The 17102-nt window shown below is 49.6% G+C and carries 15 protein-coding genes; 12 read left to right on the top strand and 3 right to left on the bottom strand.

Going from position 1 to position 17102, the window contains the following annotated elements; translation table 11 throughout:
• The first annotated feature begins 167 nt into the window (after nt 1-167).
• The gene (locus tag HW560_RS32790; RefSeq protein WP_179265638.1) at nt 168-1172 is read left to right on the top strand and encodes a Gfo/Idh/MocA family protein; all 1005 of its coding nucleotides are present in this window, start codon (nt 168-170) and stop codon (nt 1170-1172) included.
• Between the two features lie 17 nt (nt 1173-1189).
• Complete coding sequence (locus HW560_RS32785) at nt 1190-1810, top strand: pyroglutamyl-peptidase I (RefSeq protein WP_179265637.1); 621 nt, start codon at nt 1190-1192, stop codon at nt 1808-1810.
• Between the two features lie 516 nt (nt 1811-2326).
• On the opposite strand, the gene HW560_RS32780 is transcribed toward HW560_RS32785, so the two are convergent.
• Complete coding sequence (locus HW560_RS32780) at nt 2327-3169, bottom strand: 1,4-dihydroxy-6-naphtoate synthase (RefSeq protein ID WP_179265636.1); 843 nt, start codon at nt 3167-3169, stop codon at nt 2327-2329.
• Entirely contained in the window at nt 3166-4041 is an 876-nt protein-coding gene (locus HW560_RS32775; protein ID WP_179265635.1) for a futalosine hydrolase, read from the bottom strand. Before HW560_RS32775 ends, HW560_RS32780 begins: the two co-directional genes overlap by 4 nt.
• 477 nt (nt 4042-4518) lie before the next feature.
• Between HW560_RS32775 and HW560_RS32770 the strand changes: the two genes are divergently transcribed.
• The 10 genes from HW560_RS32770 (at nt 4519) to HW560_RS32725 (ending at nt 15295) form a co-directional block, all read left to right on the top strand.
• On the top strand, nt 4519-4908 hold the full coding sequence (locus HW560_RS32770) for a GntR family transcriptional regulator (protein ID WP_053783970.1): 390 nt from the start codon (nt 4519-4521) through the stop codon (nt 4906-4908).
• Nucleotides 4901-5803, top strand: a complete 903-nt coding sequence (locus HW560_RS32765; protein ID WP_090893939.1) for an ABC transporter ATP-binding protein — start codon at nt 4901-4903, stop codon at nt 5801-5803. Before HW560_RS32770 ends, HW560_RS32765 begins: the two co-directional genes overlap by 8 nt.
• Nucleotides 5778-7805 carry a hypothetical protein gene (locus HW560_RS32760; RefSeq protein ID WP_179265634.1) on the top strand — a complete coding sequence of 676 codons (2028 nt, stop codon included), beginning with the start codon at nt 5778-5780 and terminating at the stop codon, nt 7803-7805. The genes HW560_RS32765 and HW560_RS32760 overlap by 26 nt, the downstream gene beginning before the upstream one ends.
• A 444-nt stretch (nt 7806-8249) precedes the next feature.
• Nucleotides 8250-9143, top strand: coding sequence for a hypothetical protein (locus HW560_RS32755; RefSeq protein WP_179265633.1), 894 nt, complete (start codon nt 8250-8252; stop codon nt 9141-9143).
• 108 nt (nt 9144-9251) lie between these two features.
• Nucleotides 9252-9773 carry a nickel-responsive transcriptional regulator NikR gene (gene nikR / locus HW560_RS32750; RefSeq protein ID WP_256221914.1) on the top strand — a complete coding sequence of 174 codons (522 nt, stop codon included), beginning with the start codon at nt 9252-9254 and terminating at the stop codon, nt 9771-9773.
• Between the two features lie 307 nt (nt 9774-10080).
• Nucleotides 10081-11727: an ABC transporter substrate-binding protein gene (locus tag HW560_RS32745; protein WP_179265632.1), complete on the top strand. Its 1647-nt coding sequence runs from the start codon at nt 10081-10083 to the stop codon at nt 11725-11727.
• Nucleotides 11728-11768: 41 nt separating this feature from the next.
• On the top strand, nt 11769-12764 hold the full coding sequence (locus tag HW560_RS32740; RefSeq protein WP_179265631.1) for an ABC transporter permease: 996 nt from the start codon (nt 11769-11771) through the stop codon (nt 12762-12764).
• Nucleotides 12761-13744 carry an ABC transporter permease gene (locus tag HW560_RS32735; RefSeq protein ID WP_257031552.1) on the top strand — a complete coding sequence of 328 codons (984 nt, stop codon included), beginning with the start codon at nt 12761-12763 and terminating at the stop codon, nt 13742-13744. The genes HW560_RS32740 and HW560_RS32735 overlap by 4 nt, the downstream gene beginning before the upstream one ends.
• Before the next feature lie 2 nt (nt 13745-13746).
• Entirely contained in the window at nt 13747-14703 is a 957-nt protein-coding gene (locus HW560_RS32730; protein ID WP_179265630.1) for an ABC transporter ATP-binding protein, read from the top strand.
• Nucleotides 14693-15295 (top strand): ABC transporter ATP-binding protein, encoded by a 603-nt coding sequence (locus HW560_RS32725; protein WP_179265629.1) that lies wholly within the window; start codon nt 14693-14695, stop codon nt 15293-15295. Before HW560_RS32730 ends, HW560_RS32725 begins: the two co-directional genes overlap by 11 nt.
• 343 nt (nt 15296-15638) lie before the next feature.
• Here the strand turns inward: HW560_RS32725 and HW560_RS32720 are convergent, their stop codons facing one another.
• Nucleotides 15639-16841 (bottom strand): MalY/PatB family protein, encoded by a 1203-nt coding sequence (locus HW560_RS32720; protein WP_179265628.1) that lies wholly within the window; start codon nt 16839-16841, stop codon nt 15639-15641.
• Nucleotides 16842-17102: the final 261 nt, after the last annotated feature.

The raw sequence follows: 17102 nt of genomic DNA, 5'->3' as shown, positions 1-17102 counted from the left end.
AATGAGAGTGGATCTCAATTAGATCAATGAAATGACATCATGGAATGTGAAAGATGAAACGGGTCTGACGCAAGCGGTTCTTTTTGGTAAAATAAAGAAGACTCCGTGTTGGCCTAATCGAGATCGTGATCTTTTTAAAATATGTTGATATCAGGGGAGGCTTTACGATGACGAAAGTTGTTGGACGGGACAAGGTGAATTGGGGCATTATGGGTACGGGATGGATTGCATCCCAGTTCGCACGAGACCTGGAGCATGCCGGGAACGCCGTAAAAGCGGCGGTGGGTTCACGAACATCTGAAAGCGCAGAGAAGTTTGCAGCTGATTATGGTTTTGCACGCGCTTACGGTTCATACGATGAGATGCTGCTGGACCCTGAAGTGGATATTATTTATGTGGCAACACCGCATCCGTTACATAAGGAAAATGTGCTTGCTTGTTTGGAAGCGGGCAAGGCAGTACTTTGTGAGAAACCGTTTACGATGAATGCCCGTCAGCTGGAGCAGCTGGTCGAGGAGGCGCGTGAGCGCAAGCTTTTTCTTATGGAAGGCATGTGGACACGCTTTCTGCCACCGATTACCCAAGCCAGAGCATGGATTGCGGAAGGCAGAATCGGCGAGGTGCGTTTGGTCAAAGCCGACTTTGGTTTCCGCGTAGGCTGGGAGCCGGAAGGCAGGTTGCTTAACCCGGATCTGGGTGGTGGGGCTTTGCTTGATGCAGGGGTATATCCGATCTCCTTCGCGTCCATGATTTTTGGCGAGCAGCCTCAGCATGTGTGGAGTACGGCGAATATTGGACAGACGGGTGTGGACGAACAGTTCTCCGTACTGTTGTCTTATTCCGAAGGTCGTTCTGCATCGCTGAATGGGGCCATTCGTCTTAACTTGAGTAACGAAGCGGTCATATATGGCACAGAAGGGTATATTCGTTTACCACTTTTCTTGGCAGGCAAAGAAGCTTATCTGCACGTGAACGGCCAGGACGAACCGGAGACATTTACCGATGACCGGACGTGCATTGGATATGCGTTTGAAGCAGAGGAAGCAGGGCGCTGCATTCTGGAAGGACGTACGGAGAGCAGAACGATCCAATTGGACGAATCCCTGGAAATTATGAAGTTGATGGACACGATCCGCGGGCAGTGGGGCTTGCGTTACAAATCCGAGAAATAGACAGGAGAGGAAAAGCGATGCTGAAAATTCTGATCTCCGGATTTGAACCTTTTGGCTGGGATGCGATCAATCCGACGGGAGAGCTGATGGAGGCACTTGTGCAGGAAGTGATAGAGGGAGCGGAATTGAAAACAGTCCTGCTGCCTGTGCACTTCGATGAATGTGCGGATCTGCTGATCGCAGAGATGGAATCCTATCAACCGGATGTCGTCATCGCCTGTGGTTTGGCCAAAGGCAGGACGGCCATTACACCTGAACGGATTGCTGTTAATGTCAAAGATATTCCTCCAGGTTCCTATGCGGACAACCAAGGCCAGCTTCCCGTGGACGAGCTCATCGTGGAGGGAAGCCCAGACGGTCTGTTCTCCACATTGCCCATTCGTGCAATGGTGAATAACATGGGGGCAGCAGGCATCCCGGCTGCGGTGTCCAATACGGCAGGCACGTATATTTGTAACAATACGATGTATCGGGTGCTGGATTATATCCGGTTGAAGCAGCTTCCGATTCGTGCCGGATTTGTACATTTTCCAGCTTCAACAGAGATGGCTGTGCATCAGCCTTCGGTGCCGTCACTGCCCATCCCCATGATGCTGGATGCTCTGCGGGTTATGATTCGTACGGTAGTGGGGGTGTAATAAAGTTTGGATCGTTGTAAGAAGAACGTTTGAGATTACATTGAATGGATGAGTGGTTAGATCCGCTGAGTGGTTAGGTCTTATACGCGTGGTGGGATCAATGTGCCGAGGTTTGGATTATCAGTGTATATAGGTTCGGTTTGTTATTGAAATAAATTAAAGAGGGCTGTCCTATTGTCATGAATATGACTTTATAGGACAGCCCTTTGTATTATCTAACGAACTTGAGTCACGTTAATATGCGGAATTCCACGGATACTGGAATCTAACGAATCACAGAAGCGTTATTTCGCCGTTCTTTCTGTTTTTTCTATCTATTCGCTGAGATTTAACGGAATAACGTGACTGAGGTTCGTAAGTATTGCCGTTCCGCTCAATTCTGCTTAATAAGGTGTTACCGATTCGTTAGCGCCTCGGACACGAGATATTAGCAATGAGACTGTACCCAGCAGAAAATAGAAAGAGAGATTGGCACAGCCTAGCTTCATTGATTGTTTGGATTGATGCCCTTGCGAATTAGATCCGCAACAAATCCAGATTGAACTCGGGAACAAGTCCTTCTTTCATCGCTCGTCCAAGCAATGCTGTAATTGCACCGTAACCATCATCGCCCAGGTTGGCGCTGAACTCGTTAACGTACAGGCCGATATGCTGTGCAGTTACATCAGGGTCCATCTCTTGTGCATGTTCCATGACGTATGCTTTGGACTCATCCGGATGCGCCCATGCGTATTCCACCGAGGCACGTGCCCAACCTGCAAGGGCGTGAGCATCCAGGTTGCGACGGGCGATGATTGCACCCAGCGGGATTGGCAGACCTGTGTCGCTTTCCCACCAGTTACCGAGATCTGTCATCAGTTTGAGATCATAATTCTGGTACGTGAAGCGTGCTTCATGGATAACCAGGCCGGCATCGATCTTGCCATCCCGGACAGCAGGCATAATCTGGTCGAATGGCATAACGACAATCTCGCCTACACCGCCGGGAACATTTTGTGCTGCCCAGAGACGGAATAGCAGGTAGGCTGTTGAACGTTCACTCGGCACGGCAACTCGGCGTCCCGAGAGATAGGCCGGATCGGTTGTGCCGTTAGCGGTCAGAACCAGTGGACCACATCCTCTGCCAAGTGCGCCGCCCGCAGGCAAAAGCGCATAATCATTCAGCACATAAGGCAGTGCTGCATAGGATATTTTCATGACTTCAGGTGTATCTGGTCCATCCGGATTTGCGGCAAGGCCGTTGGTAATATCAATGTCCGCATAACGGACATCAAGCTCAGGTGCACCAGGAATCAGTCCATGCACCCAGGCGTGAAAGATAAATGTATCGTTGGGACAAGGGGAAAATGCAATTTTCATGATGTAAGTACCTCCCGTAAAATGGAACTTGCAGCCTGGAGCGCATCCAGGGCATCCTTGATGCGCCAGGCGTCGCGGTCGCGTGGGCCGACCGCGTTGGATATGGCCCGCAGTTCGAGTGCTGGCAAGCCGAACTGCTGGGCTGCCGTTGCCACGCCGAAGCCTTCCATGCCTTCGGCGGCGGCATCTGGCACGCGGCGCAGCAGCTCCGCGGCCGTCTCGGCAGTTCCGGTCGCCGTGGATACGGTGACCGCCGTGCCTCCGCTGACAGCGAGCCCTGCCCGCTGCAGCTCATGGCGCAGGCGCGCGGCAAGCACCGCGTCCGCCGCCACACGGGACGAGCCGAAGCCGAGCTCGTCCACGCTGAGGAAGCCGTCTGGCGTCTGCGAGCCCAGATCGGCGGCAACCATGGCGTCGGCCACCACGAGGGAGCCGACGTCCGCCCGGCCGGGGAACCCGCCGCCGATGCCGGCACTGACCACCAGCGTGTACGCTGGGGTCAGTCCGGTCCCGGCAAGGGGCCCCGGCCTTGAGGATGCGGCAGATGCCTGTGCCGCATCAGTTTGGCTTGGCGCGGCGGAGCCTTGCGCCAGCGCACTTGCGCCAGCCGCTGCTGAGGCAAAGGCCAGCGCGGCAGCGGTTCCTGCTGCGGCCGAGGCAGGGCCTACGCCCGCAGCAATAACATCAAAGCGTTCCGCTGCTTTGTCACCCAGGCCGCGCAGTACAGCCTCTTTTTCCGCATCAACGGCGGTTACGATTAATACACGCTTTGTCGATGCTGCTGCTGTCGCGTTTGTTTCAAAGCGATTTGACACGCTTGTAGTTTCTGGGCGATTACGATCTATAGAATCATTCTGTTTCTGTTCGTTCATTCCGAATTCTCCCTCATGAGGTTTTTATAAAGCCATCTATAAAATATGTACGCATAGGCCAGACGGAGTGACAACTGTACAAGCAACGAGCGAAGCGAGCAAGAGAACCAGTATGCAAGTACAACGTTCTTCTCCATCATAACGGAAGGTGAAAGATCAGAACAAGCTTTGAACGTATTTAGCCCGAAAAGTGATTTTACCACCAGGAGAGACCCGCCCGAACCAAACTGAACCCCAAAATTACGCCTTTTATCTAGCGGAGTGATCTATTTCAGCTCGTTAATATGTCACTTTGATCATATATATAAACCTAACGCGAATTATATAAGAAGTCAAAGTAAATGGTTGACAATCTGTATTAACTGTATTAATAATAGTAGTACAGTTAATACACCTTAGGGTTGGATACATACACTTCAAAATACAGTCATCGTTCATCAATAGGGTATTACAACTTTTATAGAGAGGAGGTGCGGGATGTTCGAATTGGATGTACGCAGCCGTAAGGCGATCTATGAGCAACTAGTGGACAAAATCAAAGAAATGATCGTGTACGGTGTTCTCCAACCCGATGAGCAGCTGCCTTCCGTTCGCACACTTTCCGGGCAGCTCACGGTTAATCCGAATACGATTCAGAAGGCGTACCGGGAACTTGAGCGTGAAGGTTATATCTATTCATTGCAGGGAAAAGGGAGCTTCGTATCATCGTCCGTGGAACATCCGAATGCAGCCATGAGAGATGAAATCAGAGCCGCTCTGGTGAAGCTGATTGCGGAAGCTTCATATTCCGGTTTGAGCAAAGCCGATATGACGCTTTTATTTGAGGAAGCGATGGCCCGTATAGAGAAGGGGGAGCCACATGATTGAGCTGAATCAGGTCATTAAGGCATTTGAACAGGAAAAAGCCGTTGATGGCGTCACGATGCAAGTACATAAGGGATCGATCTACGGTTTGCTCGGTTCCAACGGGGCAGGCAAAACATCGCTGCTCAAAATACTGGCAGGCATCTATCGTCAGGATAGCGGCACGGTTCGTATGGATGGACAAGAAATATATGAAAATATGGACCTCAAGGGACGCACCATTTTTATGGCAGATGCACCATACTTTTTCCCGCAATCGTCCATCCATCAGATGGCTGCCTTCTATCGTTCGGTATATCCGCGCTGGAATGAGGAGCGTTTTGTACAGCTTGGCAGTGTATTTAAACTGGACGTGAAACGTAAACTGCATCGCATGTCCAAAGGTATGCGCCGTCAGGCAGCCGTATGGCTTGGACTTAGCTGCATGCCTGAAGTGCTGCTCATGGATGAGCCAATCGATGGGCTTGATCCGGTCATGCGGCAGCAGATCAAGAATCTGCTGTTCCAGGAAGCAGCGGAGCGTCAGGTGACGATTCTGATCTCGTCTCACAATTTGCGCGAAATTGAAGACCTGTGCGACCATGTTGCCATCATGCACAAAGGCCGGATTATCGTAGAGAAAGATCTGGATGATCTGAAGGCTGATACGCATAAAATACAGGTCGCATTCCGTCATCCGGATCATGCCAAGGCTATGGAGGAACAGGTGAATATTCTGCATGAAGAGAAGCGTGGCAGTGTATCCCTGTTTATTGTGAAAGGCAATCGCGAGGCTGTAACGGAACGCTTCCGTGCACTTGATCCCTATCTGCTGGATGTGCTGCCGCTGACGCTGGAAGAAATATTTATCTATGAAATGGAGGATGCAGGATATGATATTCAACCGATTGTTCTGTAACCGGGGCATCCTGTTCCAAAATTTCAGGCAGCATGGATGGATTGGCATTTTGTATCTGCTCACGTTGTTGTTTTCGCTGCCGCTCTATATCGGTACAGAGTACCGGGAAGTACCACAGCAGATTACCAGCTTGTTCCAGGCGAATGGGGAAGTGCAAATTCTGTTTGCCATTACGTTCCCGGTAGCTGCGGGTATATTTTTATTCCGTTATATGCAATCTGGTGCACCTTCGGATCTGTTCCACAGTTTGCCGCTGCGCCGCAAGCATCTGTTAACCGTTAATTTGTTGACGGGGTTCGTCGTGACTTTGGTTCCGGTCTGGATTACCGCAGCAATAACCGGTTGGGTATGGGCAGTACTGGATCATCCAGCTTTTACTTTCGGTGGTAGTTCAATCTGGATGTGGGGCCTCAGTATGAGCATTTACTCGCTGTTTATGTTCATGCTGACCGTGGTGGTAGGCATGTGCATTGGACAGTCTGTATTACAGGGACTCACCGTATACGCACTCCTACTGTTGCCTGTTGTTGTATGGTTCATTTTTTCCTTGCATCTTCAACATTACCTGCTTGGATATCCGTACGATGATGTTGGGCGAAATGCAGAAAAAATATCTTTAGTTCTTCGCATGGGTTCGATTAGTGGAGCTCCTGTGATCGGTTGGGAACTCATTATTTATTTCATATTGACAGTGTTGTTCATTCTGTTATCTTACGTATTCTATGCGAAGAGACAGGTGGAATCTGCTACCCAAGCGGTGACATTTACACTTGTTAAACCCATATTCCGATTTGGTTTAATGTTTACGCTGGTTTTAATTAGCGGAGCCTACTTCACCATTATTGCTCCAAGAGGATCATCGGGGTGGGGAATCTTCGGATATATCCTCGGTGGAGTTGTCGGTTATATTGTAGCCGAGATGATTATTCGCAAGACGTGGTTGATTTGGAGCAGCAAGCTGCTGCCCAAGATGGTTTTATATGCTATCGTCGCCGGACTGATTTTGTACGTGCCTGTTGCCAGCTGGAATGGATATGCTGCACGAGTGCCTGAGTTGAACAAGGTTAACAGTATCAAGCTAGGTGGAGAGAGATACACTTATATTAACGGTGTCTCATCGAAAATGGATGATGGTCCTTTCTATTCAAGTGATTCTGAATATATGAAAGCTGTTATTGCTCTTCATCAGAAGATCGTGGATTCTGATCTGTCTTTGCTGGATGATCCCATCAATCCAGGTATGCGTAATGACGAGTATGTGTTTATTAATTACAAGCTGGATAACGGCAAGGTGATGAAACGTAAATACTACATTCCCGAAGCGGAGTTCCGTCAGGAATTAATGACTTTGAAACAGACCCAGGACTACAAAAGAGTTGCATACGATACGTATAAGCTGGAAGAGGACGCGCTGAGTATTGGAATTCGCTCAACCATTAGTCCTTATCTGAAGGTATATATCAGTAATCCGCAGCAAGTTCGTGAGTTCAAGGAATTGCTGAAGCAGGACATTATGGACCAGACTTACGAGGAGCAACGTTCCCCGTGGCAGTCTTTTGCATTTGCGGAAATGAATCAGGATTCTTCATCGAATGATCCTTTTCAGCCTAAGGAGATGTGGAATTTTGAGATCAAACCAAGCTATGATCGGGTATTGAATTGGCTGAAAGAAAACAAATTATACGAACAACTGGAATTTTCAGTAGATGAGGTGGCTTCCGCGCAGTTTGTGATGCAAGAGATTAACAGTCCCGGAAATCCTCAGATGGTGTACCCTCAGTCAGAATATGTGGACGGGAATTTAAGTGGCAACAAACAGATCGCTACCAAAAATAAAAAAATTATCAGCGAATTGCTTCAACGTCAAAGGTCCGGTTATCAAACAGAGAAAGATACCATCTATCAGATCAAGTTGAATGTTACCCAGGGGGAGAACATTTACATGATCCTGAAAGAAGAAGACCTGACAGAAGAAATGAAAGCCATCCTGGCTGGACGGTAAAGTAATCTGCAAGCGGGAAGGGTTCTCCCGGTTGATATGCTGGTTTCTCTATCTGACTTGACCAGAATACAAGTATGGAATATATTAGGAAAAGGTAATGGTTCGATTCGAGATGATGACCATTTCGGCGAATCCCATATGGAACGGCTTATGAGGGAAGCACCCGTAAGAGCAGGCAATACGCCTGACTTGCGGGTGCTTTTTTTGTTTTTTGCCAGTTTGTATATCAGGGATCGTAATCGAGTCACCGCACAGACACATCCAGCAGGTTCTAATTATCAATTCACATTGAGGGGGTAGAAGAGAATGCAAACTGGAATTTTGGAAGAAAAGGAAAATCATCAGGTGGGTCTTTGTTCGTGTGCAACACAAATCAGGGAACACGGCATAAATGAGGGGAATGATAACAACCAAAAGATTATGAATCAATCCCTTATGAGGAGCATGAAGAATCATAGTTTCATGAGCAACCTGAGCAACCGATGCGGGGCGCGCCCTAACCTTCGCGCTAACGTATGGACCCGTATGAGCCTGGGACTCATCATCATATTCAGTATGAGTGTGATGTATTATTCCTCCGCTGCTGAAGCGGCGGGTCCTGAGTTTGGCGTAACAGCCCAGAAGGCGTGGGAGACCGTGCTTAGCAAGGCCGATTCGCAGACCAAGTTGTCCCTGCAACGAGCGTACGAGAACGTAGGCAACTGGACGACTCAGGAACAAGCTTGGGAACAAAAGATAAAGACCATTCATGCCGCCAATACCAAGGAGCTGGAACAATTACGTGTGGGTATAAGGCAAATCGATGATGCAAAGATCGCTGGTCTAACCGAAAAGGTAAAACAAACCGAGGCCCGGTATGAGTCTTTGTTTGCCTTGTACAGTTCAGTGAATAGGCAGCTCGATGCCGCCAAAGCGATCAAAAACAAGGAATGGAGTGCGGCTATTCGCACCCAAGCGGATACGTTAAAACCAGTTGTTCAGCTTGCTCGACAAGACATTCGTTTCAAGAAAAAGGAGCTTGCCGAAGCCCGCAAACGAAAGAGCACAGAAGTGAAACGGTTGCGTACTTTACTGGCTGGAGCTGATCCCGTGAAGAAGCAGATTCAAACGGGCAAAAAACAGGCGAGCCTATCGAAAGAGCGATATTCAAACGCGTTGCAGCAGTTCAAACAGAGTGCAAAACTAGGCCAGTCATCACGCGTATTAAGCTCGTTGAACTCCTTATCCGCAGCAGCGGAGAAATGGGCAGGCTCCAAACAACATATCTATACACTGGAACAGAAGGTAAGTGCTACCTATGCCAAAGTCAGACAGGAACTGACCAAGATACCTAAATAAATGCGAGCTACATTATCCTTTTTGCCACTACCAAGAAACAACAGTATAGTCGATGAGAAGACAGGACTGTGGTACACTCGAAGCAAACGAGGCGGCAGGAGGATATGAATGGCAGACAAAGAAGATTTGACCCGGTTCGGTGTGGCATTTCCCACGCCTCTGATTGAACAGTTTGACAGCTATATCGAAGAGCAGGGGTATAAGAATCGTTCAGAAGCTTTCCGTGATTTGGTCCGTAAAACATTGCTGGAGCCTTCTGCATTGCATTCCGAGCAGGATGTAGCTGGAACCATTGTGATGGTGTATGACCACCATATCAGTGATCTTCCTATTCGGTTAATGGAGCTGCAGCACGAGGCACACCATGACATCATCTCCAATATGCATGTGCACCTGAACCATGATCAGTGTCTGGAGGTCATTGCGGTACGGGGCAACCTAGGACGATTGCGTCATCTGCATCAGCAGATCCAGGTTCAAAAAGGAGTACTGTATGCAGAGCTGTCCGTAACGTATGTGGATGAGCTCAACAAAATGGCAAGCCACCACAGTCCGCACAATCATGATCACAGCCAAAATCAACAAAGTCATCACCATCCTCACCATTCTCCTGATTCTTCAACGGATTAACTTTCAAAATTTCAATAACCGATTCATTGGCATTAGCCGACTTTGTCCATAGCACGTATGTAGAACAACAGATTATTGGTCCATTACCGATAATCTGTTGTTCTTTTTGTTTTGTTATAATACCTAACTTGAAACGCTGTACCATCTACGGACCTCCCTGTTAATCTCGTTTAAATTCCCTGTAAATGAAAATAAATGGATTTCGAAGTTAAGTTTGTTGACACAATAAAACTATTTTGTGCTACAATTTTCAAAAAAAGTAACACGTAATGGGTTGAATCGTAAAAATTGAAGGGGGAACAGCGTAATGCACGGATTTTCATGGGGGAAACGATCAGTTAGAGCGGGATTAGGCATTTTACTTATATGCACAGTTGGGCTATCGGGATGTACACAGGGGACATCCTCAACAATAGAGAGCGTTCATCAGGCGGCGACTTCTCTCCCCAAAGACGAATTGGTGCTGGCTGTTGGCACGGAACCGGAGGGCGGATTTGATCCCACTACGGGTTGGGGACAGTACGGTTCACCGCTCTTTCAGAGCACTTTGTTAAAAAGGGATGCCAAACTTCAACTGGTCAATGATCTGGCGACAGAGCATTCCGTCAGTGAAGATGGGCTGACTTGGACCGTCACACTCCGGGATGATGTAAAGTTCTCCGATGGTGAGCCACTGACGGCCGAAGATGTCAGGTTTACATTTGAAACGGCTGCCAAGAGCGGTTCGGTCATCGATTTGACCAATATGGCTGATGTGGAAGCCCCGGATACAACCACTGTCGTTTTTACATTAAAGTCGCCGCAGTCCACGTTTATCAGTCTTCTGACGACACTCGGAATTGTGCCCGAGCACGCCTATGGTCCTGATTATGCCGAGCATCCGGTTGGGTCTGGTCCATACAAGCTGGTGCAATGGGATAAGGGTCAGCAGGCGATCGTCGAGGCTAACGAACAATATTACGGGAAAAAGTCCACATTCCATAAACTGACGTTCCTCTATCTGGATGAGGATGCAGCCTTTGCAGCGGCGCAAGCCGGAACAGTCGATATTGCGGCTATCCCGGCGGCGTTCAGCAAGCAGCAGGTGAACGGCATGAAGCTGGAATCAGTGAAAACAGTGGATAACCGGGGCATCATGTTCCCGATGCAGCCCGCAGGCGTGAAGTCTGGTGATGGCCTGCCGGCAGGCAATGATGTTACATCCGACATCTCCATTCGCAAAGCGGTAAATGTGGCGATTGATCGCACAGCATTGGTGGAAGGGGTACTGGAGGGCCATGGTCGTCCGGCCTACTCGGTCAGCGACGACCTGCCGTGGAGCAATCCGGATTCTGTATTTGCAGATGCGAATCCGGATGAAGCGAAGCAGATTCTGGCTGATGGGGGCTGGGTGGATACAGATGGTGACGGAATTGTCGAGAAGAACGGTACAAAGGCCGAGTTCAATCTGCTTTATTTTGCAGGCGATTTAACGAGACAGTCGTTGGCACTGGCTGCTGCGGATATGGTGGCCCAAGCGGGGATCAAGGTCAATGTAGAGGGAAAGAGCCGGGAAGAGACGAAAAAGCTGGCTTATACCAATGCCGTATTATTCGGGTGGGGCAGTCATGATCCGCTTGAGACATACAACCTCTACAGTAGTTCCCATAAAGGGGAAGGGTACTACAACACTGGATTGTACAGTAATCCAACCGTGGACAACTGGATGCAGCAGGCTCTCCAAGCGACAACGGAAGAAGAGGCACTGCCCTTCTGGCAGAAAGCGGAGTGGGATGGATCGACAGGATTCAGTTACCAGGGCGATGCGCCATGGGCATGGCTGGTGAACATTGATCATCTGTATTTGGTGAAGAATGGACTCAACATCGGTGAACAGCAGATCCATCCACATGGTCATGGGTGGCCTGTGACATCCAACCTGGAAGAATGGTCCTGGGAAGAAGATTCGAAATAGAAACGCTGCGGTAGCTTTAACCTGAATTGGGGAGAGATTGGATGGAGGACAGGATGGGATGGGCCAGATTTGTCGGATTTAAAATGCTGCGGCTGTTATCTTTGCTGGCAGGAGTCAGCGTGGTGTCTTTTATATTAATGCAGTTCTCTCCAGTGGACCCGGTGGAGGCTTACATTGGTGGAGATATGATCAGGGTGAGCGCAGAACAACGTAGTCTTATTGAGGAACGCTGGGGACTCAATGATTCACCCGTAGAACGGCTGCTTACTTGGGGACAGGCACTAGTCCAGGGCGATCTGGGAACATCGATGATCTATAGACAGCCGGTTGCGGACATCATCCAGGAACGATTCATGAATTCTGTCGCTCTTATGGCGGTGGCCTGGGTGTTATCCGGTCTGATTGGATTCGGTCTGGGCGTCGTTGCTGCCATGAAACGGGATTCACGGTTGGATCGTCTGATCTGTTGGTACTGTTACACACTGGCTTCCACGCCGGTATTCTGGATCGCGCTGTTGCTGCTCATGGTATTCGGTGTATGGCTTGGCTGGCTGCCCATTGGGCTTGGTGTACCTGCGGGCATGGCGGCAGATCAAGTGTCATGGGGCGATCGGGTCATACACATGATTCTGCCTGCGCTCACATTGAGTTTGACTGGTGTAGCTGCCATTGCCTTGCATACCCGGCAGAAGCTGGTGGATGTACTGGACTCGGATTTTATTCTTTTTGCTAGGGCACGAGGTGAGCGAGGTGTTCAATTGTTTCGTCGTCATGGGTTCAGGCATGTGGTACTGCCAGCTTTGACGCTGCAATTTGCATCTTTTAGTGAATTGTTCGGTGGAGCTGTGCTCGCGGAGCAAGTGTTTTCCTATCCCGGATTGGGTCAAGCAACGGTCCAGGCGGGATTGCGCGGTGATGTCCCGCTGCTGCTGGGACTTGTACTGTGCAGTGCGATATTTGTGTTTACAGGCAACATGATTGCCGATATTCTGTACCGTATCATTGATCCGCGCATGAAGGAGGAGGCTACAGGATGAAACAGACATTGGAACGTCCCTCCCGGCCTGCGGCTCAGACTGCACAGCATCCGAAAGTTAACTCTCCCAGAAGTGAGGCGGGGAACAAGAGGAATTGGAGGTCAGTCCATCCACGTACTCATGGTGGGAAAGGTTATTCAGGTGGCAGTAATCCTCGTTTCCGTAATCCGCGCAAATGGGCGATGATCTGGGGTGGCCTGGGAGTGATCTGGATTGCCACCGTGTGGCTGACAGGCAGACTGCTTCCCGCAGAATCGACGCTGACCTCATTAATGGATCGGAATCTGGCTCCAGCCTGGGCACATCCTTTCGGTACGGATTGGCTGGGACGAGATATGTTCATGCGCACATTGAAAGGATTGGCAACGAGCATTCAGGTGGGGTTACTCGCGGCTTGCGGCGGCGGACTTATCGCGCTATTGCTGGGTCTTGCTGCTGCTTCAGGGAAAGCTGCGGACCGGGTCATTTCATGGATCATTGACCTCTTCCTGAGTGTTCCTCACTTGGTGTCGCTGGTAATGTTGGCTTTTGTGTTCGGTGGAGGTTTGCCTGGGGTGGCGTTAGCGATTGCCCTGACCCATTGGCCGAATCTGGCCCGCATTGTAAGGGCAGAGATGATTCAGCTGAGATCAGCCGAGTATATTCACATTTCACGTAGATTGGGTCATTCGCGAATGCGTATTGCGGTGCAGCACATGCTGCCCCATCTGATTCCACAGCTGTTCGTGGGAGTACTGCTAATCTTCCCTCATGCCATTCTGCATGAGGCAGCGATTACGTTTCTGGGGCTGGGGTTGTCACCGCAGCAGCCAGCGATCGGAATTATTTTATCAGAGTCGATGAGATATTTATCCGCAGGTATGTGGTGGTTGGCTTTTTTCCCAGGTCTCGCATTGTTGTTGGTTGTCCGTGCGTTTGATGTGTTGGGCGGTAGTCTGAAGACATTAACGGGAACCGGCAGTTCAAGGGAGGTGATGTAAACATGGCACTTCTTGAAGTGGAGGAAGTATCGGTTTCGTTCCGGCGTGCTCGGGGATGGTTTGGGCACGAGGAGAACCATGTTATTCAGGATCTGAATCTGTCTGTGAATGAAGGGGAGATTGTCGCCGTCGTAGGGGCAAGTGGATCTGGCAAAAGTGTGCTGGCGCAGGCGATCATGGGCATTCTTCCTGCCAATGCGACGATAGAAGGTCGGATTAGCTATGCAGGCGAGCACCTGACCAAGGATCGGCAGCTTCATCTGCGTGGAGATGAGCTGGTGTACATTCCGCAATCGGTCAGTTATTTGGACCCGTTATTGAAGGTGGGCAGGCAGGTTCAACCTCTAAGCCAAAAGACAGGGCGTAAGCACGGATCGACGCTCCGATCCACGATGCAAAAGGCAGAGCAGGAGCTGACGGGACGTTATGGATTGCCTCATGGCACGTCGGGCAAATATCCGTTTGAGCTGTCAGGTGGTATGGCTCGGCGGGTGTTGATGGCAACAGCTACCTCTGGTGCTCCGAAACTCATTATTGCAGATGAGCCAACACCTGGCATTCATCCCGAAGTGCTGGCTGAAACGATGAAGCATTTTCGTCAACTGGCCAATGAAGGGGTCGGCATTCTTTGGATTACCCATGATATTACGACTGCCTTGACGGCAGCAGACCGCATATCTGTATTTTACGCAGGCTCCAATGTGGAGACGGCACAGGCTTGTGATTTTACGGGAAAGGGCGAACGGTTAAGACATCCATACACAAAGGCGCTCTGGAACGCATTGCCACAAAATGAATTTCAACCTCTGTCTGGTACCCAGCCTGCAGCAGGTCGGCAGCAGGTAGAAGGATGCTCATTTGCACCACGCTGCATTGGAGCGACCATGGCATGCACGAGTGAACGTCCTGAGCTGCGCAAAGTTCGTGGTGGGGAAGTGAGGTGCATTCATGCCACTTGAGGTTAGAAATGCAGGGTATCGTTATGGTAAAGACGCTTGGGTATTTCAGAATATAAGTATGGAAGTACATCAGGGAGAAGTCGTTGGCTTGTGGGGTCCCAGTGGCTGTGGCAAAACAAGTCTTGGACGAATCCTTGCAGGTTATATGGAACCGATGGCAGGTCAAGTGCTGCTGGATGGGAAGTCGCTTCCGCAAACCGGAGCCTGTCCGGCTCAGCTTGTATTCCAGCATCCGGAGAAAGCGGTGAATCCTCGCTGGCGGATGCGCCGTGTCTTGGGGGAAGCGGCAATCGAGGATCAGGAGATGCTCGATGACTTGGGTATCCAGACGAATTGGCTGGATCGCAGGCCTGGTGAGTTGTCAGGCGGCGAATTGCAACGATTCTGTATTGCACGCGCACTCGGTACAGGGACGCGTTACGTCATTGCGGATGAGATGACCACCATGCTGGACGCGATCACACAGGCCCAGATCTGGCATACGGTGATGAATATCGCGCGTCAGCGCAACCTGGGACTATTAATCATTAGCCATGACCGTAAGTTACTGGACAGGTTATGCGATCGGATTGTTCAAATGCCAATTTCATAACTTATGGGGTATAAACCGTTTTCCAATATAAAAGGGGTGTCCGAGTAGTCCACCATGAACATGAATCATGGATTTGACTACAGTGACAGCCCCTTTTGCAATGTTAACGAAACCAATATTTTAACGAACCGAGCGCGCGCTATGAGACGAAATTCTACAGTTTCGGTGTTGTAACGAATCGTAGGCACCTTATACGCCCGTATTGCCTGTATTTTCACAGAATTTTGCTATGCAAACGATAATAAAGGGGTTGAAGTTCGTTAGCTTTCCCATTTCACGCTAACCTTCGGAATAAGGTGTATCCAATTCGTAAGCATATTCAATAGTTTTAACGTAGTTCAACTTACTTGCTCGACAGTCTGCCCACCAGCACAGACAATCTGCGCATGGCTTCTTCCACTGTGGAACGTGGGCAGGCCACATTCATGCGCATGAATCCTGTGCCTTCTGCTCCGAAGATACTTCCATCATTGAAAGCGAGTCCCGCTTCTTTGAGCAGCATCGTACAGAGCTGCGCATGCGGTATATTCAGCTTCCGGAAATCCATCCATAGCAGGTAAGTCGCTTCCGGAAGCCGGATTCCGATTTGCGGCATATGCTCTGCGACATATTGCCGCACGTATTCCATATTTCCGCGGATATAGGCAAGGCAGTCATCCAGCCATTCTTCAGCACCGTTGTAGGCCGCTTCGGATGCAACTGCTCCCAACGTGCTGATGTTGGCAAGTCCCATCGTTTTCACGCCCTGCATGAATGATTCCCGCAGTTTGACATTTGGAATGATGATATTGGAGGTGCAGAGACCCGGAATGTTGAACGTTTTGCTTGGTGCTGTACAGATGATGCTGAGTTCAGCGACAGCTTCAGAAATAAGGGCCAGCGGAGTATGCGCACCGCGTTCGTGGACCAAATCGGCATGAATTTCATCCGAAACGATGATTACATTATATTGCACGCAGAGAGCAGCAAGGCTTTGAAGTTCTTCATGAGTCCATACCCGTCCAACCGGGTTATGAGGACTGCACAGAATTAACATTTTGACCCGACCCGTCTTCAGGCAGGATTCCAGATGCTCCAGATCCATGGAGTAATGTTCATCGTTCTCCACCAACGGATTGGTCATCAGTTCTCTGCCTTGACCGCGTACTACTTCATAGAAGGGTGCATACACCGGAGTCTGAATTACTACTGCATCTCCCGGTTCGGTGAACCGTTGGACAGCAATACTGAGTGCAGGAACAATACCTGGGGTGAATACAACCCATTCATCGTTAATACTCCAGTGGTGACGTCGCTCCATCCATCCCGATAGCGCTGCGTGATACGCATCTGTCCGCACCGTATAGCCAAAAATCCCATGCTCCATTCGAGTCTTCAACGCCTGAATGACCGATGGTGGAGCGGCGAAATCCATATCAGCAACCCACATGGGGAGTGCATCCGTCACACCAAAAATCTCCTCAAGCGCATCCCATTTCTCTGATCCCGTAGAGAGCCGATTAATCTGCTCGTCAAATGTATGACTATTGCTCTTGCTCTTGCTCATTGCTTAAATCCCCCTTGAAATCCGTTCCTTCGACTACAATCGACAGATTATTATCTAATAAATTTGATGATTTCGCAACTTGTAACGAGCAGATGGGTTCCATTTTGTATGGGGCTGCATCCAGGGCTTTATTATAAAAATGATTCGAGCATGCGTATGGACAGTGACGCAGTATTTACCCTATTTCTAAACGTCCAAACAGTAAAAACCACCAGAGAAGGTCATGATATGACCGATTCTGCTGGTGGTTTTTTGCTGATC

It is taken from the genome of Paenibacillus sp. E222 (genome assembly GCF_013401555.1).
GTDB lineage: Bacteria > Bacillota > Bacilli > Paenibacillales > Paenibacillaceae > Paenibacillus.
Note: the sequence above shows the minus strand (reverse complement) of the source record. Positions and strands in the feature narration are given on the sequence as shown.